20 protein-coding genes, 1 tRNA gene and 1 pseudogene are annotated in these 22,122 nt (G+C 35.0%); 19 read left to right on the top strand and 3 right to left on the bottom strand.

The window, feature by feature from the left end:
- Window positions 1-6: 6 nt before the first annotated feature.
- Window positions 7-1,155: a hypothetical protein gene (locus F596_RS0106530; RefSeq protein WP_019036318.1), complete on the bottom strand. Its 1,149-nt coding sequence runs from the start codon at window positions 1,153-1,155 to the stop codon at window positions 7-9.
- Between the two features lie 696 nt (window positions 1,156-1,851).
- Between F596_RS0106530 and F596_RS0106535 the strand changes: the two genes are divergently transcribed.
- The 19 genes from F596_RS0106535 (at window position 1,852) to F596_RS0106625 (ending at window position 20,708) form a co-directional block, all read left to right on the top strand.
- Entirely contained in the window at window positions 1,852-3,792 is a 1,941-nt protein-coding gene (locus F596_RS0106535; RefSeq protein ID WP_024992666.1) for a starch-binding protein, read from the top strand.
- A 334-nt stretch (window positions 3,793-4,126) separates the two neighbouring features.
- Window positions 4,127-5,071: a DMT family transporter gene (locus tag F596_RS0106540; RefSeq protein WP_019036320.1), complete on the top strand. Its 945-nt coding sequence runs from the start codon at window positions 4,127-4,129 to the stop codon at window positions 5,069-5,071.
- A gap of 179 nt (window positions 5,072-5,250) precedes the next feature.
- Entirely contained in the window at window positions 5,251-6,069 is an 819-nt protein-coding gene (locus tag F596_RS0106545) for a pyridoxamine kinase (protein ID WP_008447277.1), read from the top strand.
- Window positions 6,070-6,074: 5 nt separating this feature from the next.
- Window positions 6,075-7,736 carry a putative transporter gene (locus tag F596_RS0106550; protein WP_019036321.1) on the top strand — a complete coding sequence of 554 codons (1,662 nt, stop codon included), beginning with the start codon at window positions 6,075-6,077 and terminating at the stop codon, window positions 7,734-7,736.
- Window positions 7,737-7,776: 40 nt separating this feature from the next.
- Window positions 7,777-7,848: transfer RNA gene (locus F596_RS0106555), tRNA-Arg, on the top strand.
- 156 nt (window positions 7,849-8,004) lie between these two features.
- Window positions 8,005-8,838 (top strand): sulfite exporter TauE/SafE family protein, encoded by an 834-nt coding sequence (locus tag F596_RS0106560; RefSeq protein ID WP_008447255.1) that lies wholly within the window; start codon window positions 8,005-8,007, stop codon window positions 8,836-8,838.
- Between the two features lie 3 nt (window positions 8,839-8,841).
- Complete coding sequence (locus F596_RS0106565) at window positions 8,842-9,222, top strand: DUF1634 domain-containing protein (RefSeq protein ID WP_008447234.1); 381 nt, start codon at window positions 8,842-8,844, stop codon at window positions 9,220-9,222.
- A gap of 273 nt (window positions 9,223-9,495) precedes the next feature.
- Complete coding sequence (locus F596_RS0106570) at window positions 9,496-10,833, top strand: DUF6242 domain-containing protein (RefSeq protein WP_019036322.1); 1,338 nt, start codon at window positions 9,496-9,498, stop codon at window positions 10,831-10,833.
- Window positions 10,834-10,918: 85 nt separating this feature from the next.
- On the top strand, window positions 10,919-11,677 hold the full coding sequence (gene uppS, locus F596_RS0106575) for an undecaprenyl pyrophosphate synthase (RefSeq protein WP_008447208.1): 759 nt from the start codon (window positions 10,919-10,921) through the stop codon (window positions 11,675-11,677).
- A gap of 15 nt (window positions 11,678-11,692) precedes the next feature.
- Window positions 11,693-14,308, top strand: coding sequence for a BamA/OMP85 family outer membrane protein (locus F596_RS0106580; protein WP_019036323.1), 2,616 nt, complete (start codon window positions 11,693-11,695; stop codon window positions 14,306-14,308).
- Window positions 14,309-14,341: 33 nt separating this feature from the next.
- Window positions 14,342-14,860 (top strand): OmpH/Skp family outer membrane protein, encoded by a 519-nt coding sequence (locus F596_RS0106585; RefSeq protein WP_008447210.1) that lies wholly within the window; start codon window positions 14,342-14,344, stop codon window positions 14,858-14,860.
- Between the two features lie 42 nt (window positions 14,861-14,902).
- Window positions 14,903-15,406, top strand: a complete 504-nt coding sequence (locus tag F596_RS0106590; RefSeq protein ID WP_024992667.1) for an OmpH/Skp family outer membrane protein — start codon at window positions 14,903-14,905, stop codon at window positions 15,404-15,406.
- Between the two features lie 139 nt (window positions 15,407-15,545).
- Complete coding sequence (locus F596_RS0106595; protein WP_019036325.1) at window positions 15,546-16,049, top strand: OmpH/Skp family outer membrane protein; 504 nt, start codon at window positions 15,546-15,548, stop codon at window positions 16,047-16,049.
- Window positions 16,050-16,114: 65 nt separating this feature from the next.
- Window positions 16,115-16,954, top strand: a complete 840-nt coding sequence (murI, locus tag F596_RS0106600; protein ID WP_019036326.1) for a glutamate racemase — start codon at window positions 16,115-16,117, stop codon at window positions 16,952-16,954.
- A 10-nt stretch (window positions 16,955-16,964) separates the two neighbouring features.
- Window positions 16,965-17,744: a glycosyltransferase family 2 protein gene (locus tag F596_RS0106605; RefSeq protein WP_008447342.1), complete on the top strand. Its 780-nt coding sequence runs from the start codon at window positions 16,965-16,967 to the stop codon at window positions 17,742-17,744.
- The gene (locus F596_RS0106610; protein ID WP_019036327.1) at window positions 17,741-18,220 is read left to right on the top strand and encodes a cytidine deaminase; all 480 of its coding nucleotides are present in this window, start codon (window positions 17,741-17,743) and stop codon (window positions 18,218-18,220) included. The genes F596_RS0106605 and F596_RS0106610 overlap by 4 nt, the downstream gene beginning before the upstream one ends.
- Before the next feature lie 91 nt (window positions 18,221-18,311).
- Window positions 18,312-18,512 (top strand): DUF4250 domain-containing protein, encoded by a 201-nt coding sequence (locus F596_RS0106615; RefSeq protein ID WP_019036328.1) that lies wholly within the window; start codon window positions 18,312-18,314, stop codon window positions 18,510-18,512.
- A 419-nt stretch (window positions 18,513-18,931) separates the two neighbouring features.
- Window positions 18,932-19,714, top strand: coding sequence for a polysaccharide deacetylase family protein (locus tag F596_RS0106620; protein WP_019036329.1), 783 nt, complete (start codon window positions 18,932-18,934; stop codon window positions 19,712-19,714).
- Window positions 19,715-19,727: 13 nt separating this feature from the next.
- Entirely contained in the window at window positions 19,728-20,708 is a 981-nt protein-coding gene (locus tag F596_RS0106625) for a glycosyltransferase family 2 protein (RefSeq protein ID WP_081618432.1), read from the top strand.
- Here the strand turns inward: F596_RS0106625 and F596_RS0106630 are convergent.
- Both F596_RS0106630 and F596_RS10920 read right to left on the bottom strand, forming a co-directional pair.
- Window positions 20,602-21,822, bottom strand: a complete 1,221-nt coding sequence (locus F596_RS0106630) for a glycosyltransferase family 87 protein (protein WP_019036330.1) — start codon at window positions 21,820-21,822, stop codon at window positions 20,602-20,604. The two genes, F596_RS0106625 and F596_RS0106630, sit on opposite strands and share 107 nt — an antisense overlap.
- A gap of 30 nt (window positions 21,823-21,852) precedes the next feature.
- Window positions 21,853-22,122: pseudogene (locus F596_RS10920) on the bottom strand (IS982 family transposase); the annotation flags it as partial.

The following is a 22,122-nucleotide window of genomic DNA, read 5'->3' on the forward strand; positions in this document are numbered from 1 at the left end:
GTCTTTTTATAGTAAGCTCTTTTTAAAGCATCGACGTCTTTTGTGAATTTCAGGTGATAGAGGTCCCCACTGATTTTGTATATTTTCGTTGGTTTCCATTTCTACTTGTGTTTCTCCCCATTTGAATCCAGCTTTATTAAATCGTGGAATTAAGTCGCTAAAGAGAAGAGCATTTGCTCCTTTTGTGCGATATTCGGGTAAAACACCTACTAATAGACAGTCGACACCTTCTGTTTTGTTAAACTTAATAGCTTTCAACAAATGCCACCAACCAAAAGGAAGCAGCCTTCCTCTATGGCATTTTTGAAGAGCTCTACTTAGCGAAGGTATAGTTATTCCCATGCCTGCAATAGCATCGTTTTTATTTCCGTCTACTATAACTGTTATGAAATCGAGGTTAGCAAAAGGGAAATACATGTTTACGTATTGATCTATTTGCCTGTCGGTAAGCTGTGAATATCCATATAGGTCTTTGTAGGTTTTGTTTACTATCTCGAACAGCTTGCGTCCATATCCTTTTTCAAAGACATCTTTTTTAGTAAGTTTTTTTACTCTAAGATTATATCTTTGTTGTATCATTTTTGCTATTTGAGCATATTTCTCAGGAACTCCATAAGGAATAGTAATGAATTGTTCGATGTAATCGTTGTCTTTCTCCCAGCCTCCAAGCTGTTCTAAGTGTTTAGGATAATAATCATAATTATAAATAGTAGCCATTGTACCGAGCTTGTCAAATCCCCATATCAGCATACCCTCTGGGTCCATATCGGTAAAGCCTAATGGTCCTACTATTTGTTCCATTCCTTTGCTTTTACCAAATTCTGCTACAGCATTTAGCAATGCTTTAGACACTTCTATATCATCTATAAAGTCGATCCAGCCAAAGCGGACATTTTTTATTTTCCATTTTTCGTTAGCTTTATAATTAATAATGGCAGCTACACGTCCTGCGAGTTTACCATCTTTATAAGCAAGATAATATTCTGCTTCACAAAAGTCGAACGCAGCATTCTTATCTTTAGATAGTGTGTTCATATCATCGCTAAACAAGTTAGGAACATCGTAGGGATTGTTTTCGTAAAGGTCATGGTGGAAATCAATGAAAGTTTTTAAATCTTTCTTTGTTTCAACCTTTTTTATTTTTATTAATGACATTGTTATATTATGTTATTATAAATTTTTAAAACATGCAAAAATAGTAATTAATATGCAAAAAGCCAAACAACATTATCTTTTTTTAATAACGACATGTTTGTCTAATAGGTTATGTTAGGTATTGTTAAGGTGTTAAATATATGTTTTATAATAGTATTTGTAAAGTAGATATAAATAGGATATTAGAAGAGGTAAATGGAATTTTTAAAAGTAAGGAAGTATATGTTTTGTTTTACGAAAGATTACCTTTATAGCAAACATCAGCAAACTATTAAAGAGCAAAATATGTTATATTGTACTCAAAAATAGACTATTTTTACATGGTTTTTAATTTATTTTTCATCTAAAAATAAATTATTTTTCATCTAAAAATAAATTATTTTTCAAACTATTTTATAATGTGTTGATATGTAGCAGTTTATGTTTAGGTTGGAAAGATGTGATTTTTAGCTATAAAATTGTGGACTTTTTATATGGAAGAGTAGGAGGGTAGGTAAATTTAGGGCAAACGTTTGCACAAGGGTTATGTGTTGATTTGTATCATTTTCCTTTATAGGTTAAAAAACAAAATGTAATTTTATCATGCGATATGATGTAGTGTTGCCTAAAATTATTTATGGCAGTCTTCAGCATGAGCTGTTATTTTTATTTATTAATACAACCTTTATATACTATTATTTATTAATCGATCAAGATATGAAAATTCGTACTTTTACCTATTCAGCAGCCGTAGTATTGCTGCTATCTGCTTGTGCTAAGGGCAGTGATCTTGGCATTACAGGAGAAGAACCTAATCCGCCTAAGCCAAAAGTAGAGGAAGTCGGGGTATCTCAGGGGTGGCCTAAAGACTATGAAGGGGTGATGCTTCAAGGTTTTTCTTGGGACTCTTTTGATGATACTAAGTGGACAAATCTATCCAGTCAGGCAGATGAGCTATCTAAGTATTTTTCACTTATTTGGGTACCACAGAGCGGCGATTGTAATACTCCTTATAAAAATATGGGGTATATGCCAGTATATTATTTTAAGCAAAATTCCAGTTTTGGTACAGAGTCAGAGCTTAGGGAAATGATAAAAACTTTTAAGGAAAAAGGTACTGGTATTGTTGCAGATGTAGTTATTAACCATCGTAACAATCTTGGTGCAGGTGGTTCTTGGGTAGATTTTCCTGTCGAGACATATAAGGGTGAGACTTTCCAAATGTTGCCAACAGATATTGTTGCTAATGATGATGGTGGAAACACAGCCAAACAAGGATATAAGCTAAGCATAAATAATGATGAAGGAGCTGATTGGGGTGGTTGTCGCGACTTAGATCATAAAAGCGAGAATGTACAAAAGGTTATAAAAGCTTATTTGAAATATCTTAAAAACGACCTTGGATATACCGGTTTTCGTTATGACATGGTAAAAGGATATGATGGTTATCATGTAGGTAATTATAATGATGCAGCAAATATTGAGTTTTCTGTAGGTGAATATTGGGACAATAATGAGGCCATAAAGATTTGGATAAATCGTACAAACAGAAAGAGTGCGGCATTCGATTTCCAGTTTAGATATAATGTGCGAGATGCAGCAAATAATGGAGATTGGACAAAACTTAACACGGAGAACAACTTAATACACGATGTTAATTTCAGAAGATATGCTGTAACTTTTGTAGAAAACCATGATATGCAGGATCGTGGCAATGCCAGTGGATATACAAAAGATCCTATTAATAATAACATATTAGCAGCCAATGCCTATATGTTAGCCATGCCAGGCACTCCATGTGTTTTTCTTCCGCATTGGAAAAAATATAAGGAAGAAATAAAGTCTATGATAGATATTCGCAAAACAGTAGGTATAACAAATATGTCCGATTATAAAATACTTACTTCAGAGCATGATCTGTTCAGAGCAGAAGTTACTGGTAAAAACGGAAAACTTATAGTTTGTGTAGGTACAAAAGCTGGTAAAGAGTCGGCAGAAGCAGGGTATACTAACGTTCTTAATGGTAATAACTATGCTTATTTATTGGAAAATACAGGTAAATACGCAGGTAATACAATATTATTTGATAAGTCAGAAGGCACATATTATAATAGTGTAGCGGTAAAAGTGAGTTCGCCAGCTACAGCAAAAAGTGCTAAATTAGTATATACTTTAGATGGTTCTGACCCTTTAGTAACTTCTTCTGCTGTGCCAGATAATGGCATAATTACTTTGAACAAGACAGCAACATTATCGGTGGGTATTGTTCAAAATGGTGCTATTACTACAATAGTACGTCATAAGTATACCGTTTTATCTTTTACACCTCATAAGGCAAGAGTTTACTTTAAGAAGCCGGCAGACTGGAACGAGGTGTATATATGGGCATGGGACGCTGATAATTCGGCTTTGTTAGGAGTTCAGTGGCCAGGAGTTTCAATGCATGCTACTACTATAAATGGTGAGAGTTGGTATTATTACGACTTTGATATTAATAAAGGAGGATATACTGTAAATGTGATTTTTAACCAAGGGAAAGTGGCAAATGCGGTACAAACAAAGGATATAGTTGGTGTTAGCAAAGATACGTATTATGAGCTTGGTGTGGCAGATGATACAGGTAAATATAGTGTAGTAGACGTTACTTCAAAGCATTAATATATAGGTGTTTACCATTATAAATGGTAAAAGGAGATGATATAAATTAATGCTGGTAGTAGCAACATATAGTTCTAAAAGAGCAGTGAAGGTTCTTTTAGGTTTTATAAAAATAATCACCGAAAAGTTATTATAATCTAACTTTTCGGTGAAATTTCTTTTTAAGGATTTGTAATATAATATTTTTATCTTTGCTTTTATCTACTTTTATAAAGATAATACAAAACTGTGTGAGTAAAACTTTTAAAATATAGCATTATATAAAATATTCCTTATAATGATATAAAAGCAGTACCTTTGTAAAAGTATTTTATATGTTAAGGTGAAAAAGATTATGCAAATAAGAAAGAGTATGATGTTTCAGGAACGAAAGCAAAGTATTTTTCAGTGTCCTATATGGGTAACTGTTTTTGCTCTTATAGCAGCTATAGTGTGGGGGTGGGCTTATCCATTAATAAAAATAGGGTTTAGAGAGTTTCAAATTACTACTTCCATGACAGGGAGTAAGATGCTTTTTGCTGGGGTAAGGTTTTTTATTTCAGGATTGATAATCCTCGTTATAGCACAACGATTGCATCGCTCTTTTTCTGTTAGCAAAACTTCTGACTATTATTTTATTTTCGTTTATTCTCTGCTTAATACTACTCTTCATTACGCATTCTTTTATTTTGGTTTATCACATAGTCAAGGTTCTCGTGCTGCTTTACTCAATTCCTTAGGTGTGTTTGCAGTAGTTATTCTTGCTTGCTTATTTTTTAAAAGCGATAAGATGACTAAAAACAAGTTGTTTGGTTGTATTATAGGTTTCGCTGGTCTTGCTATGTTAAATCTTGGCGATACTTCAAAAGAGACTGATTATTCTATATTGGGCGACAATTTAATAGTTCTTAATGCTTTATGTTCTGCTTTTGCGTCGTTACTCACCCGCAGTTTGAGCCATAGAGTAGATATCTTTGTAGGAACAGGTTATAGCCTTGCCTTAGGTGGTGCTTTGCTTGTAGTGTTTGGACTGCTTGCAGGAGGTACTTTCCCTATAATTACTACTTGGGGTGTTGTGATATTGCTGCTTCTAATAGGTATTTCTACAACAGGTTTTGCTTTATATAACAAGCTAATCAGCTGTAATCCTGTAGGAAAAATAGCTATTTACAATTCGCTAATTCCTATTATAGGAGCTATCTCTTCTTGTTTATGCCTTAATGAGACCTTTTATTGGAAATATGTTTTAGCAGGTACTTTTGCCACAATAGGTATTTATATTATTAATAGGAGTAAATAGTATAAAAGGAAAGCAATAAAAGGTAATTATTAATATTTTTTCGTTTAAGTAGGTTGTTTCAGCTAATTCTCGTAATATATAGTGTTACTATCTTACTTTTTAGAATAATCAAAACCAACTAAATATTTTGTCTTTTATACAGTTTGCTGTATCTTTGCAAACGTTTAATAGTTATTTGAATGGATAAGAAACAAATTCTTCTTATTAATGATGTAGCAGGATATGGTAAGGTAGCAACAGCAGCTATGCTGCCTATCTTGTCTTATTTTGGTAACCCTGTGTATAATCTGCCCACAGCTTTAGTCTCTAATACATTAGATTATGGTAAGTTTAAGATTTTAGAAACTACTAATTATATTAAGGAAGTTTTTCCTATTTGGAAAGAACTAAACTTTAGTTTTGATGCTATTGCTACAGGATTTATCTGTTCGGAACATCAGGCTAAAATAATTTCAGCGTATTGTCGTGAACAAGAAAAGAACGGAACAACTATCTATGTAGACCCTATTATGGGTGATGAGGGAAAACTTTATAATGGTGTTACTCCTTCTACTATTATTTCTATGCGTGAAATGATAAGTGTGGCTCACCTTACTTTTCCTAATTATACAGAGGCTTGTTATCTCACAGGGGCGTCTTTCTCGGAAAAGGGAGTAACTAAAAAAGAAGCAAAAGAGCTGTTAGACAATTTATGTAGAATAGGCACAAGGTCGGCTTTAATAACATCTATAACTGTAGATGGTCAGCCCTCTGTGGTGGGTTATAACCATATTGATGATGATTATTTCACACTTCCTTATACAGAAATTCCTGTCCACTTCCCCGGTACAGGAGATATTTTCTCTGCTATCCTTATAGGGCATCTGCTACGAGGTGAAGCTCTTGTTAGTAGTACTCGTAAAGCTATGGACGGGGTATATATGCTTATAGACTATAACAAGGATAATGAAGATAAGAATAGAGGAATTCCTTTAGAAAAATATTTACACTTATTATAACAAGTATGGATTGGATTAACGGGCTTTTTTCCTTACACTCTGCCCTACAATGTATTACTATTGTTGCTCTTGTCTGTTCTATAGGGCTTTCACTTGGCAAGATAAGAGTAGCTGGTATTTCTCTTGGCATAGCCTTTGTGTTTTTTATAGGCATTGCCGTAGGTAACTTTGGCTTAAGTGTTGATAAGCAAATGCTTTCTTTTTGCGAGACTTTTGGTCTTGTTCTTTTTGTTTATACACTTGGATTGCATGTGGGACCTAATTTCTTTGGGTCATTGCGCCATGAAGGCTTAGGGCTTAATATATGGTCTTTAGCTGTAATATTATTAGGAACTTTGTTTTCTATTGCTCTTGTGTATATATTTAATATTCCTATGTCGGATATGGTTGGTATTCTTAGTGGTGCAACAACTAATACTCCTGCCCTTGGTGCTGCTCAGCAAGCTCTTCAGCATGCTGGTGTGAGTGGGGCACGTGCTGCTTTAGCAACTGCTGTTACTTATCCGCTTGGTGTGGTGGGGGTTATCTTTTCAATGATAATTATAAGGAAAATATTTGCAAGGGCTGAGGATATGAAATCAAAGTCGCGCGAAAATGATAATCATACTTTTGTAGGACAATTTGTTGTAGCTAACCCTGCAATAATTGGTAAAAATATAGGTGCAATAGCAGAAGGAAGTCATCAAAAATTTATTATTTCACGTATATGGCGTGGAGAGGATGTGGTTACTCCTATGCCAGATACAGTGCTTAAAAAAGATGATAACATACTTGTTGTAACAGGTAACCATGAGAAAGAAGCTATGGAAATAATGTTTGGCAAGATGGTTCATCGCGATCTTAACAAAGAAAAGATAGACTGGAATCACCTTGACACAAAAATGGAAAGTAGAGTTGTTGTGCTTTCTCGTAGCGTTCTAAATGGTAAACATTTAGGAAACTTGCACCTTCGTGAAACTTATGGAGTTACAGTTAGCCGTGTGCTTCGTGGTGATATCAAGCTTTTGGCAACAGGAGATCTTGTACTTCGTTACGGTGACCGTTTAACTATTGTTGGGCAGCATGAAGATATTGCTCATGCAGAGAAGTTTCTTGGAAATTCTGTTAAGACACTTAATGAACCTAACGTAGCAAGTATTCTCTTTGGTATGCTACTTGGTCTTGCTTTAGGTACTATCCCTTTAACATTCTCTGGCATGGACGCTCCTATACGTTTAGGTATTGCTGGTGGTCCTATTATTATGGGAATCCTAATAGGTGCCTTTGGCCCGCGTTTCAGAATAATAACTTATACTACCCGAAGTGCTTCTCTCATGCTTCGCAAATTAGGATTGTCCCTCTATCTGGCGTGCTTAGGCTTAGAAGCAGGAAAGGATTTTTTAAATACTATAGTACGTCCCGAAGGATTGTTATGGATAGGGTTAGGTTTGGCTATAACAGTATTACCTACTGTTATAATAGGCGTTATAGCACTAAAAACAAAGAAATTAGATTTTGGTACTATGTGTGGAATCTTATGTGGTTCCATGGCTAATCCTATGGCTTTGGGTTATGCCAATGATACTTCTAAGGACGAATCAAGTAATATAAGCTATGCCACTGTTTATCCTTTAGGTATGTTTATTCGCGTGATTATTGCCCAAATTTTAGTCATGTTCTTTGTTTGACGAAGGAAAATAATTACCTTTGCAGATATAAACAAATGTTGCTCTGATAGTTCAATGGATAGAACGTAGGTTTCCTAAACCTTTGATCTGGGTTCGATTCCCAGTCAGAGTACAGAAAAATTCCATTTAGTATAATGCTAATTGGGATTTTTTTATAATACAATATCCATTCTCTTTATATGAAGTTTTAGATTGTAATGGTAAAAAAAATAAACTTTTGGCACCTTTTTGATAAACTTTTATTTACCTTTGTATAAAAGATATAAGGATGACAATTTTAACGTTTACACTTATCTTAATATTAGCTGCATATTTAGCAGGACTATTAGGATCTTTAACAGGATTAGGTGGTGGGGTAGTAGTAATACCGGTTTTAACTTTAGGTTTTGGTATAGACTTTCATTATGCTATAGGAGCAGCTCTTATAGCTTCTATTTCTACCTCATCAGGGTCAGCAAGTGCATATGTTCGTGAAGGTATTACAAATATACGCTTAGGAATGTTTCTCGAAATAGCTACTACGATAGGAGCTGTTCTTGGAGCTTTTATTGCCATTTGGATGCCTACAAATATTATTGCTGTTATATTTGGCATTGTTATGATGATGACAGCTGTGTTACAACAACGACGTAAAACCGACCATTCTAACGTTATAGGTAGTACAATGGCTAAGAAGCTAAAACTCTATGGCACTTATCCTACCAAAGAAGGTATTAAATCTTACGAACTAACAAATGTGGGAGGAGGATTCTCTATAATGGTTAGTGCAGGAATTTTATCAGGCTTATTAGGTATCGGTAGTGGTGTTTTAAAGGTGTTGGCTATGGACACTGCTATGAAAGTACCTTTCAAAGTGAGTACTACTACGAGTAATTTTATGATAGGCGTAACTGCTGTTGCTTCTGCTGTAGTATATCTTCAACGTGGATATATTGACCCAGGAATAGCTTTTCCTATTATCATTGGAGTACTATGTGGTTCATTAACAGGAGCAAAATTGCTAAAACGTCTTAATGTAAATATTCTAAGAAAAGTTTTCTCAATAGCAATAGTTTTAGTAGCTCTTAATATGATATATAATGGAATAATTGGTAAATTTTAGGATATGGAAACGAATAACGAAAGTAAAAAGATGCAGTTACTCATCAGTTCTACGCTACGCATTGGTGTTATTACTGCTTCAACGATAGCTTTAATAGGTGGTATTTATTATCTCATCTGTCATGGTGCAGATACTATACCAAACTATCATAAGTTCCACGGTGAGGCTACTAATCTTACAACATTGAAAGGAATTTTTGCAGGTGTGTACCAAAAGCAAGCAGAAAACTGTATCCAATTAGGGGTCATCATTCTGCTGCTAACCCCTATTTCGCGCATAATCCTCTCTTTGTTCGACTTTGCTATTCAGCGCGATTGGCTATATGTTGTTATCACTGCTATAGTTCTTGCAGTAATTATTTCAAACTCTATAAGTGGACTTTAAGACCTTTTTATATAAAGACTATTTTTATAAAGATATATACAGGCTAAATATTATATATTAATAAAACCTCTATTCATGATGAAAATAATATAATATAAAACATATCAAATGAGATAAAATAGAAACAAATAGCATGATAATACATATCTATCACTACTAAACAACCTTAAAAAACTAATATATTTTGCTTATTTTCATAATAAACCACTAAAAGGCAGTGATATATAAAGTTTTCTAATTAAATTTGCAGATAAATTATTTATTAGAATAAAGATGAACTACAAGATATTTACGCTCATCACGTCAGCTGCAACATTGTTTGCAACTTCTTCGTGCTTAACAGAAGATACGCAAAATAAAGATGTAAATTATGATGATACAGCCATAATGAGCTTTACATTGGGAAAGCTAAAACAAGTTAGAGACACCATAGGAAAGAATGGCAAGGATAGCACTTATATAGCAATATGTGCTGGAAATAAATATAAATTTCATATAGATCATGCTAATGCTAAGATTTATAATACAGAGATGCTGCCTTATGGCATAAAGACTAATGCTGTTTTAGCATCTATAAAAACCAAAAACGGTGGATTTATTGCTATAAAATCGCTTACTAATGATACATTTAAACCATATAGAACAAACGATTCTATAGACTTTTCCAAAGAACGAAAGCTATATGTATATGCAAATAATTCAAAAGTATATCGCATATATACTGTTACTGTGAATGTAGAAAAGCAGCAAAATAATAATAATATAGCATGGACAGATTTAAAGGACTATAAACCTTTTGAAACTCTCTCTGCAACAAAAGCTGTTTGCACTAATGATAAAATTTTTGTAGCAGGTGTAAATGAAACAACTACTACATTATATTCTACATCTATAACAGATGGAAATACATGGGAAAAATATAGTCATACTTTCTCAAAAGACGCATACAAAAATATAGTAACATTAGATAATACACTCTTTATACTGGATAACCATCAAGTGTTGAGTTCTAATGATGGAGAGCTTTGGACAGTTGTAAATGAAGATAATAATATAGTAAGCCTCTTTGCTTCACCATTATCTTTATATGCTATCACAGCAGATAATAAAATTAAAATTTCAACAGATAATGGTAAAACATGGAAAGAGGAAGTATTATCAAGTGATGTTTCAGATTTGCCTATATGTAGTATTAGCGATGCTTTATTATTTTCCACTAACTCTGGAAACAACTTAAAACGTTTACTTTTTATTGGATATAACTCAAATAAAAACATGGTGGAATGGACACGACTTATAAATACTGCTAACAATAGCAATAATTATAATTGGAACACTATAGAATCGTTTTCAAGCTATACGCTTCCTGAATATAAAAATCTTATTGTAACAAGCTATAATAATTGTCCAATAGCATTAGGGTTGACAAGCGATAACAAAATAGCTCCACTGCTAATAAGTTACGATCAGGGTATAACATGGAAAAAGAATAAAGCATACACAATACCTTCTTCTACAACTACAGCAAAAACAATGGCAGCTACTATAGATAAAAATAATAACCTATGGATAATTAATGGTAGTAAAGTATGGAGAAGATTGCTAAGATAATCTTTTAATATATATATAAATATTCAACATTAACATAAATAGCACATATAGAGAAAACTTTATCAAGCACCTTATTTTTTTCATTATGGAAGAAAAAATAGATATGACCCGCATTCCTGAACACATAGCTATTATTATGGACGGCAATGGCAGATGGGCACAAAGACGTAACCAGCCACGTACAGAAGGACATAAGGCTGGAGTAGAAACTGTGCGACGTATAACAAATATATGTGGCAAAATAGGAGTGAAATATCTAACACTTTATACATTTTCAACAGAGAATTGGAATCGTCCTTCAAATGAGATATCCACTCTTATGGGGCTTGTTATCTCTTCTTTAGAAGATGAAATATTTATGAAAAATGATGCGCGATTACTTGTTATTGGGGACATTGGACGTTTACCAAGTAATGTACAATTGGCTCTTAAACGTACTATCAATAATACAAAAAATAACAAAAGGCTTACGTTGGTTGTAGCTCTTAGCTACTCTGCACGATGGGAAATAACAAAAGCAGCACAAGATATAGCCTGCGAGTTACAGCAAAAGAACGTTCAGCTCAATGCTGATAATATAAAGACTTATATTACAGAAGAAACAATCTCACAACACCTTACTACAGCTTCTATACCTGATCCAGACTTATTAATAAGGACTGGGGGAGAAGTACGTATATCGAACTATTTACTTTGGCAAATAGCTTATACTGAACTATATTTCTGTAATACCTTTTGGCCGGACTTTTCAGAAGAAGATTTATACAAAGCTATAGCTAATTTCCAAAGTCGTCAACGCCGATTCGGAAAGACTGGATACCAAATAGAAAATGAAAATAAATAAGCAAACGTGATATAGATGAAAAATATAAATAAAATATTAATACTTATAGCCTTTGCTACTGGAGGTATATATACTGTTAATGCACAAGAGAAAATTATCAAACCTAATATTTCATATTCAGGTGTCCCTGCTACTTATCGCATCGCAGGAATGCATGTTACTGGTATTAAAGGTTATGAAGATTATGTTTTAACAGGTATCTCTGGGCTTTCTATTGGGCAAAAAGTAGAAGTGCCCGGTACAGCTATATCAGATGCTGTAAAACGATATTGGAAGCATGGTCTCTTTTCTGATGTTTCTATAAGTGCCGATTCTATTGTTGGTGAAGATATTTATCTCAACATTTATTTAAAAGCAAGGCCACGTGTATCTACTATTAACTATAATGGGGTATCAAAAAAGGAAAAAGATGATATGGAAAGTAAGCTCGGACTATTAAAAGGTGGGCAAATAACACCTAACATGATAGACCGTGCTAAGATGATTGCAAAAAGATATTTTGAAGACAAAGGCTATAAAAATGCAGAAATAAATATAATACAACATGATGATAATAGTAAGGAACATGTTATCCTTGATGTAAATATAGATAAAAGACAAAAAATAAAAGTCCGCAATATTATCATAGAAGGTAATAAAGAGGTTTCTGATAAAAAGCTGAAAGGAAACTTGTTTAAAAAAGGTGCTTTTGCTAAAATACACGAATCTGGTAAATTTGCTAACTTTTTTAAATCTAAAAAATATACCCCAGAGCGTTGGGCAGAGGATAAGAAAAATCTTATTTCAAAATATAATGAATATGGTTATCGAGATGCAAACATCGTTAAAGATAGTGTAATCAATGTTGATAAAAAACACGTTGATATATATATTAAGATTAATGAGGGTAAGAAATACTATATCCGAAACATAACTTGGGTAGGAAACACTGTTTATAGTACTGATTATCTATCACGTTTGCTTGATATGCATAAGGGAGATGTGTACAACCAAAAGCGCCTTAATAAGCGTTTATCTGAGGACGAAGATGCTGTAGGAAATGCGTATTGGAATAATGGTTATTTGTTTTACAATCTGCAACCTACGGAAATAAATATAGATGGAGATAGCATTGATTTGGAGATGCGTATATTTGAAGGTACACAAGCTCATATTAATCATGTTCGTATAAATGGTAATGACCGTTTATATGAAAATGTTATACGTCGTGAAATGCGTACCAAACCAGGCGATCTTTTCTCTAAAGAAGCTCTGCAACGTACAGCTCGAGAATTGGCATCTATGGGACATTTTGACCCAGAACATGTTAATCCAGATGTAAAACCAAATTATGAAACAGGTACGGTAGATCTTAATTGGAACTTAAAACCAAAATCTAATGACCAAATAGAGTTATCTCTTGGCTGGCAACAAACAGGTATTGTAGGTAAAGTAGGGTTAAAGCTAAACAATTTCTCTATAGCTAACCTCTTTAATAAAAACCGTGAACACCGTGGTATTTTACCAATTGGCGATGGAGAGGTTTTGTCTTTAAGTGCACAAAGTAATGGTAGATACTATCAATCTTATAGTGTAAATTACTCTACTAACTGGTTTGGAGGGAAGCGTCCTATTCAGTTTTCCGTGGGTTCTTATTATAGCAAACAGACCGATGTAAGTAGCAACTACTATAACAATGCTTATATGAATAATTACTATAACTATAGGTATGGATATGGTAATTATAATTATAACAACTACGAAAACTATCTTGACCCTAACAAATATATACAATTATTAGGTGTTAACGTTGGTTGGGGTAAGCGTCTAACATGGCCAGATGACTATTTTACCCTATCTCTTCAGTTATCTTATCAGCGTTATATGCTTAAAAATTGGCGTTATTTTATTATGGCTAACGGTACTGCAAACAACTTAAATCTAAGTATTTCGCTTAACCGTTCTTCTACAGATAATCAGCTTTTCCCACGTCGTGGCTCCGAATTTATAGCATCACTTACGATCACTCCTCCATGGAGTAAGTGGGATAATAAGGATTATGAGCATTTGGCAACGGATCTTAAGTCGGGTGCATATAGTGCAGAGCAACAGGAAAAATATAAGTGGATAGAATATCATAAGTGGAAATTTAAGGCACGTACCTTTACTTCTCTTACTAATGGACAAAAGAATCTTGTATTGATGACTCGTGTAGAATTTGGAATATTAGGTAGTTATAATAAGTATAAAAAGAGTCCATTTGAAACCTATTATATGGGTGGTGATGGTATGAGTGGTTACTCTACTGGATATGCTACCGAAACTATTGGACTACGTGGGTATGAAAACGGTTCGCTAACTCCGTATCGTGCTGAAGGTTATGCTTACGATCGCTTAACTCTTGAGCTACGTTATCCATTCCTTTTAGGCAACACTACAATATATGGACTTGGCTTTGTTGAGGCTGGTAATGCATGGACAGAGGCCAGCAAGTTCAATCCTTTCCAATTAAAGCGTTCAGCAGGTCTTGGTGTACGTATATTTTTACCTATGATAGGGTTGATGGGTATCGACTGGGCATATGGCTTTGATAAGGTATATGGTCAGAAAGGCGGAAGTCAATTCCACTTTATACTTGGACAAGAGTTTTAAGACTTAGAAGAAACTAATAAAAAAACATAAAAGATGAAGAAACTAATATTGCTATCTATACTGGCTATTTTGTCAATATCAGCTAATGCGCAGAGCTTTGCACTTGTAGATATGGAATATATCCTCAATCATATAGACAATTATACAAAGGCTAATTATGAGCTTAACCAGTTAAGTAAGAAGGTACAGGAGCAAATAGATGCAGTAAAAAAAGATGCTGCTAACCTCTACCGAGATTATCAAAAGAACTTATCTACTTTAACCCCTGAGGAAAAAAGGAAACGTCAAGATGCCATTATGGATAAGGAGAAGAAGGCTGCAGAGGTTAAGTTAAAATACTTTGGGCCACAAGGAGAATTAGCAAAAAAACGCTCAGAAATGCTTAGTCCGATACAAGATGCAGTATATACGGTTATTAAGCAAATATCAGAAAAGCGTGGTTATAGTATGGTTATCGACCGTTCGAGCGAAACGGCAGGTATTATTTACGGTTCACCAGCTATCGATATAAGCAATGAAGTGTTGCAATCTCTCGGTAGTATTTCTAATTAATAAATAAAAAAAATTATAAACACTTTAACAAAACAACAAAAAATGAAAAAGTTATTATTGATATTGATGCTATGCGCACCAATGACAATGTTTGCTCAGAAGTTTGGTCATCTCGACTCTCAGGCTCTTTTACAATCACTTCCAGAGGCTATAGCTATCCAAAACAAGCTACAAGCTAAAGGAAAGGAGTACCAAAAGCAGATAGAAGAAATGCAAGCTGAGCTTCAACGTAAAGGTGAGGCATATGAAAAAGCAAAGAACACTATGAACCCAACTAAGCAAGCTGAAAGCGAAAAAGAGCTTCAGGGGCTATATGCAAAGATACAGCAGACAGCACAAGACAATCAAAAGGCTTTTAACGAAGAGCAACAAAAGCTTCTTGGTCCTGTACTTGATAAGGTACGTAAAGCTATTGCTGCCGTTGCTAAAAGAGGTGGTTATACCTATATTATGGAAAAGGCAGCTGGTCAGCCTATATATATAAATGAAGCTATCAGCAAGGACGTTACCGCCGAGGTTAAGGCTCAGCTATCAAAAACTAAATAAAGAAAAGTCGTGGGGTGTCTTTCCCCCATAAATATTTACCCCATTCTGTTGTGGAATAGGGCTTTAGGGTGAAGTCATCGCATGAATAAAATTTCTTGCGTTGATTTCACTTTTTGTTAAAAATCTATATAAAAAAAGAATGAAAAAAATCTGTTTTGCTCTTCTAATTATATTTTTTCCCTTGCTCATAAGTGCTCAAAACTTAAAGTTTGGGTATTTTAGTTATAACAAAGTGTTCCATGCTATGGCAGGTTATACAAAAGCATTAAGCACTTATGCTTCTATTAAAGCCAAATATGATGCAGAGGTAAAACGGTCGGAAGATGATTTTAACATGCGTTATGAAGACTTTTTAGAGGTACAACGCACTCTTGCTCCTTCCATACTTCATAAGCGTCAGGCCGAGCTTGAAGAGCTCTTGCAGCGCAACAAAACTTTTAAAAGCGAGGCAGAACGGCTCCTTCAGAAAGCCGAACAAGACACTTTTGCGCCTGTTAAAGAACAGCTTAATGCGGCATTACAGCAGATAGGTAAGGAGAATGGTTATGCTTTTATCTTTAATACCGATAACGACGCTGTTCCTTTCATAAACGATGCTATAGGTGAAGATATTACGAGCATGCTTACAGCAATTTTAAAATAGCTATAAAAGATGGGTTATAGCTGAAAGACAATCTATATAAAGTATCTATAATTTTATATATACACATGATGCAATCCTTGCAAAAAACTGGTCCGATAGGTGTTTTTGATAGTGGTTATGGTGGTTTAACTATCCTTCATGCTATACAGAAGCTATTACCAGAATATGATTATATCTATTTAGGAGATAACGCACGCGCTCCTTATGGCTCTCGTTCGTTTGATGTAGTATATGAGTTTACCCGTCAAGCAGTATTGAAACTCTTTGATATGGGGTGTAGCTTAGTTATTCTTGGCTGCAACACTGCTTCTGCAAAAGCTCTTCGAACCATTCAGCGAAACGACCTTCCTGTAATAGCACCTGATAACCGTGTGTTAGGTGTTATTCGTCCTACAGCCGAAGTAGTAGGACTTTTAACCCACTCTAATCATATAGGTATTTTAGCTACAGAAGGTACTGTACGTAGTAAAAGTTATAATATTGAGATACAAAAGCTATGGCCTAAAATATCAGTTACAGGTATTGCTTGCCCTCTTTGGGTACCTATCATAGAGAATAATGAGGCGGATTCGCCGGGTGCTGATTATTTTGTTAAGAAGCGCATAGAGCATATTATGAGGCTCGATCCTCAAATAGATACCATAATTTTAGGCTGTACACACTATCCTATACTTATGCCTAAGATACTAAAACATATTAACAAAGGAATAAAAATAGTAGCACAAGGAAAGTATGTTGCACAGTCTTTAAAAGATTATCTATACCGACACCCTGAAATGGATAAAAAATGTACTAAGCAAGGCACAACAAAATATTATACTACAGAGAATCCCTCTAAGTTTACTGAGAATGCTCGCATCTTTCTTACCGATGAAATCACAGTAAAACGCATTACATTAGAGTAACTATATTCTTATGAAAGCAATGCCACAAGAAAATAAAATATCAGTAGTCATTAATACTTATAACGCAGAGAAATATCTACGTGAAGTACTCGAAAGTGTTAAATGTTTCGATGAAATCGTAATATGCGACATGGAGAGTAAGGATAATACTCTCGCCATAGCCAAAGAATATAACTGCAAAATAGTTACCTTTCCCAAAGCAAATCACCTTAGCGCAGAGCCAGCACGTACATTTGCCATACAAAGTGCGAGTTATAAATGGGTGCTTGTAGTAGATGCTGACGAGCTTGTTACTACAGAACTTCGTACCTACTTATATAATATTATCAAGCAAGAGGCCTGCCCTAAAGGATTATACATAGCTCGCCGTAACCGTGATATGAATGTGTTAGATAAGGGACGATTACGAGATTTTCAGCTACGTTTCTTTATACGTAAAGGCACCATTTGGCCACCATACGTGCATACTTTCCCACAAGTGCAAGGAAGGATAGGCAAACTTACAGATAGCAATGGAGCTGTGCTTATACATCTTGATGAGAACTATCTACATGAGAGGATAGAAAAAATAAATCGCTATTCTGACGGAGAAATAGACAAACGCATTAGCAAACAATATGGCTTAGGTGCACTCTTATGGCGACCTATATGGCGTTTTTTTAAGGCTTACATTATGGATCAGCAGTACAAGAAAGGACTTCCAGGATTCATCTCAAGCTGTCTTTCTGGTTTTTACCAGTTTCTTATAGTAGCTAAATCAATAGAAAAACGAAAATATAAAAAAACATGAAAACAATAGATTTAAGCATCAAAATAGGATTTTGTCAGCTCGATGAGCTATCCGAACAAGAACAAAAGCTCATTAACGGTGCAATATCTGCCACCTCTAAGAGCTATTCGCCATATAGCAATTTTGCTGTAGGTGCAGCGTTGTTACTATCTAATGGCACTGAAATACGTGGTGCTAACCAAGAAAATGCAGCATTCCCCGTAGGCTTATGCGCAGAACGGTCTGCTATCTTTGCTGCCCAATCTACACAGCCAGACCAGCCTATCACTACCATTGCCATTGCTGCCCGCAACGGTTATGGCTTTACTAAAAACCCTATAGTGCCATGTGGCTCATGTAGGCAGGTACTCCTCGAGATGGAAGATCGCTATAAAAAGCCCATTCGCATTCTTTTATATGGTACTGAAGGTGTTTATGTCATCAACTCTGTTAAAGACATTCTACCATTACAATTTGTAGGAGAATCAATGAAATAAATTATACGAAATTACATCGTTTAAAAACTATTAAGACGAATATAACCGTCTTAACATATATAAAACCAATTTAATAAACTAAAAAAAGAATATGGAATATCTACCAAAAGAACCAGCTATACTTGTTAGTGCAGTGAATATGCTGTTACGAGATGGCGAATTTGATTCATTAGAATCGCTGTGTTATAACTTTAATGAAGACCCCGCAGAGGTTAAAAAACGCATGAAAGAAGAAGGGTATATATATAGCGAGGAGCAAAAACAGTTTCGCCCCACAGGCTTTGATGAATAAAACGTACGCTCATTTGTAATGTGTTATTATATAAGAGGTTATCTTTTTAATAAAAGAAGATAACCTCTTATTTATAAAAATATAAATCATTGCAATGAAAAATAATCTATTTTTGCCTTATTTTTAATTTATTTTTCCGTTAAAAATAATTTATTTTTCAAGATAAACTTTTGTATAAAGATGTAATAAACTTTATTTATTAATAAGCAAACTATATCTTTTTTTATATTGTAACAATAAATATATTGGCAATACTTTGCTTTTTAGGTAAGCAATAAACCATAACAATGGGACTACACAATATACTATTCGTCATAATATTTGCATACTCCGCTAATAATAGATAACTTTGCATAAAACAGAATATTACACGCATAGGCTTTGTGTATATCAAAGTTATCAATATATAGCAAAAAGTTATGATTTTATTGAGTTTTGATACAGAAGAATTTGATGTCCCTAAGGAGCACGGTGTGCCCTTTACGCTTGAGGAGGGTATGGCTGTTTCTGTAGAAGGAACTACCAGAATACTCGACTCCTTGAAAGCTAACAATGTAAAGGCAACATTCTTCTGTACAGGCAATTTTGCTCAACACGCACCACAGATTATACAGCGCATTGTCGCAGAAGGACACGAGGTGGCGTGTCATGGGGTGGATCATTGGCAGCCTAAACCAGAAGATGTGTTCCTATCAAAAGAGATTGTAGAACGCATAGCAGGCGTTAAGGTGTATGGATATAGGCAGCCACGTATGTTTCCTGTATCAGATGCTGATATAGAAAAGGCAGGATATAGCTATAATTCATCGCTCAATCCTGCTTTTATTCCCGGTCGTTATATGCATCTTACTGACCCTCGTACGTATTTTATGAAAGGAAAAGTATTACAAATTCCAGCCTCTGTTACCCCTATAATACGTTTTCCGTTATTTTGGCTTTCACTTCATAATCTTCCACAAGCTCTCTATCATGCTATGGTGCGCCGTGTGCTGCGTCATGATGGCTATTTTGTTACTTATTTCCACCCATGGGAGTTTTACGACCTTAAAGAGCACCCAGAATATAAAATGCCATATATAATAAAGAAAAATAGCGGTTGGGCTATGGTACATCGCCTTGATAAGCTCGTTAAGATGCTAAAGGCGAGAGGTGAAAAGTTTGTTACATATAGATATTTTACAGAACAAAAAACAAAGCAATAATAACTTTTATGCAATGAGAAAAGTTACCATTCTTATTCCTTGCTTTAACGAAGAAGCATGTCTTAACAAGTTATACACTGCCTTAGCAGACTTAATGCAGCAAAATAACAGCTACGCTTGGGAGATATTATTTATTAACGATGGTAGTACTGACCATACACTGAATATTATTCAGCAGCTAAGAAAAAAAGATAACCGCATTTGTTATATAAATTTGTCTCGAAACTTTGGCAAGGAAAATGCTATGTTGGCAGGGTTTGATAATGCCAGTGGCGACTGTGTTGTTATAATGGATGCCGACTTGCAGCACCCTCCTCACGTCATTCCTTTGATGCTTAAAAAGTGGGAAGAGGGATATGATGATGTATATGGTAAACGAAAAACAAGAGGGAAAGAGTCGTTTTTAAGAAAGCATATATCACTATTATATTATAAGGTTTTACAACATTCTACACGTTACGATATTCTTGAAAACGTAGGCGATTTTCGTTTGTTAGACCGAAAGTGTATAACCGAACTGCAAAAGCTTCGTGAAACAGAACGTTATACTAAAGGTATGTATGCGTGGATAGGATTTAAGAAAATAGGAGTGGAGTTTGAAACACAAGACAGGGCTGAGGGTAAAAGCCATATGTCTATACGCTCTCTACTATCTTTAGCTATAGATGGTATTACTTCGTTTACGGTATCTCCACTGAAATGGTCAATGGTTGTGGGAATGTTCTTCTCCGTTGTAGCCTTTATGTTTCTTATTTACACACTCATACACACATGGATATATGGCGACCCCGTACAAGGTTACCCTACTATACTTACAGTAATACTTTTTCTTGGAGGTATACAGCTACTATCTTTAGGTATTATTGGTGTATACCTCGGCAAGGTGTTTAATGAGATAAAACATCGTCCGGTATATGTTGTTGCGGAGAAAGAGCTGGCGACTCCTTATAATCATACACCATCATCTCATAGCAAAGCCTCAACCAAACAATAAGGCAAGGCAAGGCTTTGAGGGCATATTGCTGTATAAGTCCACGTTTTATGCAAGGAGGGTAGAGGTCTGACGAGCCAAAACCAGAAATCATAAACACAAAAACAAGTAGTGCAACCCCCCACTTTCCACGCTTGCTTGGAGCTGAACACCACCAAAAGCTAACACCACAAAGAGCTATAATATAAGAGCTCGACTCGCTGCCTGTGCTAAACAGCACCACAAAGAGCAATACAGAAGCAAGTAACGATAGCCTAAAGCCTAAATATTTATACTGATTTATGCGCAGATAAGGCAGAGCAAAAAGTAATAAAGATGGCAATATTAACCATAAATCGGAATAGGTATTGTTACCTGAAATGCGACGAACTAATCCTAAAGCGGATATGTTTTGAGCGATGGAACCAATGTTTTCGCCATTTTTTTCTATCAGATTGGTAAACCATTCTTGATATTGCCCTAATATATATGCAGGCGAACTAATAAGCATTGGAGCTACAAACATTATTACTGCCCAAAACAATAACGATAACAAAAACTTACCTTTTTGCTTAGAAAAAAAGAAGAAAGCCAAGCCCACTATGCCATACAGCTTAACAAAGGTGCCGAGCATGATAAGAAAAGCTGCCCAAAAGTCGCGCTTATTCTCTATCATATAAAAAGCACCTATAATAATAGCGGCAATAGCAACATTAAATTGCTGCATAAAAAGGGCAGTAGAGAGCGAGTGAGCACAAAACCAAAAGAGAAATATCTTCTCGTTATGCTTCATATTAGAACGGCTTACCGCAACAAAAAGCACTAACGATAAGCCCACACACCAGAAGAGCATACCCAGCCAATCGGGCATAATAGCAAAGGGAGCTATAACTAATGAGAAAAAAGGCCCGTAGTGATTAACATCAAAATACTCCTTAGGGTAGGCTTCGTAAAGAGAAGTTCCTTGCACGGTATGCCAATAAACTCCACGGAATATCTCAAAGTTATTATGCTGACGGGTAAACTTAAATGCCCACGAGAGAATGCCTATAAGAACCCATACTGCTAAGAGTGTGCGCTTATCACTAAAGAAAGGGCGAGAGAAAAAAGTTTTAATATGTTTTATTATCATATTCATTTAAAATATATTTACTACCCGTTGGCGGAATTAAGCCAGTGCATACTTGACTCTTCCAATGGGTCTATTATTAATGTGATTTAAATATTGCATTGCGGTAAAGGCACTGATTTTACCGATAATTCTTGTAAACAATCCTACTGTTTCCTTTGCATAGTTGCGGCAAATCATAAATTGGTCGCACATCTGCGAGAAGTCTGTTTCAATCCTTTTTCTCGCCTTCGCAAAAGGAATAAAAGTAGGTTTCCAATTCTTTTGATTGTGCCGATAAGGAACTTCCAATCTGATATTTGCGGTTTC

The organism is Prevotella amnii DSM 23384 = JCM 14753 (assembly GCF_000378745.1).
Lineage (GTDB): Bacteria > Bacteroidota > Bacteroidia > Bacteroidales > Bacteroidaceae > Prevotella > Prevotella amnii.

Bases quoted from the DNA above. Each gene is read 5' to 3' on its own strand.
- F596_RS0106530 (WP_019036318.1), bottom strand. From the start codon at position 1,155: ATGTCATTAATAAAAATAAAAAAGGTTGAAACAAAGAAAGATTTAAAA.
- F596_RS0106535 (WP_024992666.1), top strand. From the start codon at position 1,852: ATGAAAATTCGTACTTTTACCTATTCAGCAGCCGTAGTATTGCTGCTA.
- F596_RS0106540 (WP_019036320.1), top strand. From the start codon at position 4,127: ATGCAAATAAGAAAGAGTATGATGTTTCAGGAACGAAAGCAAAGTATT.
- F596_RS0106545 (WP_008447277.1), top strand. From the start codon at position 5,251: ATGGATAAGAAACAAATTCTTCTTATTAATGATGTAGCAGGATATGGT.
- F596_RS0106550 (WP_019036321.1), top strand. From the start codon at position 6,075: ATGGATTGGATTAACGGGCTTTTTTCCTTACACTCTGCCCTACAATGT.
- F596_RS0106560 (WP_008447255.1), top strand. From the start codon at position 8,005: ATGACAATTTTAACGTTTACACTTATCTTAATATTAGCTGCATATTTA.
- F596_RS0106565 (WP_008447234.1), top strand. From the start codon at position 8,842: ATGGAAACGAATAACGAAAGTAAAAAGATGCAGTTACTCATCAGTTCT.
- F596_RS0106570 (WP_019036322.1), top strand. From the start codon at position 9,496: ATGAACTACAAGATATTTACGCTCATCACGTCAGCTGCAACATTGTTT.
- uppS (WP_008447208.1), top strand. From the start codon at position 10,919: ATGGAAGAAAAAATAGATATGACCCGCATTCCTGAACACATAGCTATT.
- F596_RS0106580 (WP_019036323.1), top strand. From the start codon at position 11,693: ATGAAAAATATAAATAAAATATTAATACTTATAGCCTTTGCTACTGGA.
- F596_RS0106585 (WP_008447210.1), top strand. From the start codon at position 14,342: ATGAAGAAACTAATATTGCTATCTATACTGGCTATTTTGTCAATATCA.
- F596_RS0106590 (WP_024992667.1), top strand. From the start codon at position 14,903: ATGAAAAAGTTATTATTGATATTGATGCTATGCGCACCAATGACAATG.
- F596_RS0106595 (WP_019036325.1), top strand. From the start codon at position 15,546: ATGAAAAAAATCTGTTTTGCTCTTCTAATTATATTTTTTCCCTTGCTC.
- murI (WP_019036326.1), top strand. From the start codon at position 16,115: ATGATGCAATCCTTGCAAAAAACTGGTCCGATAGGTGTTTTTGATAGT.
- F596_RS0106605 (WP_008447342.1), top strand. From the start codon at position 16,965: ATGAAAGCAATGCCACAAGAAAATAAAATATCAGTAGTCATTAATACT.
- F596_RS0106610 (WP_019036327.1), top strand. From the start codon at position 17,741: ATGAAAACAATAGATTTAAGCATCAAAATAGGATTTTGTCAGCTCGAT.
- F596_RS0106615 (WP_019036328.1), top strand. From the start codon at position 18,312: ATGGAATATCTACCAAAAGAACCAGCTATACTTGTTAGTGCAGTGAAT.
- F596_RS0106620 (WP_019036329.1), top strand. From the start codon at position 18,932: ATGATTTTATTGAGTTTTGATACAGAAGAATTTGATGTCCCTAAGGAG.
- F596_RS0106625 (WP_081618432.1), top strand. From the start codon at position 19,728: ATGAGAAAAGTTACCATTCTTATTCCTTGCTTTAACGAAGAAGCATGT.
- F596_RS0106630 (WP_019036330.1), bottom strand. From the start codon at position 21,822: ATGAATATGATAATAAAACATATTAAAACTTTTTTCTCTCGCCCTTTC.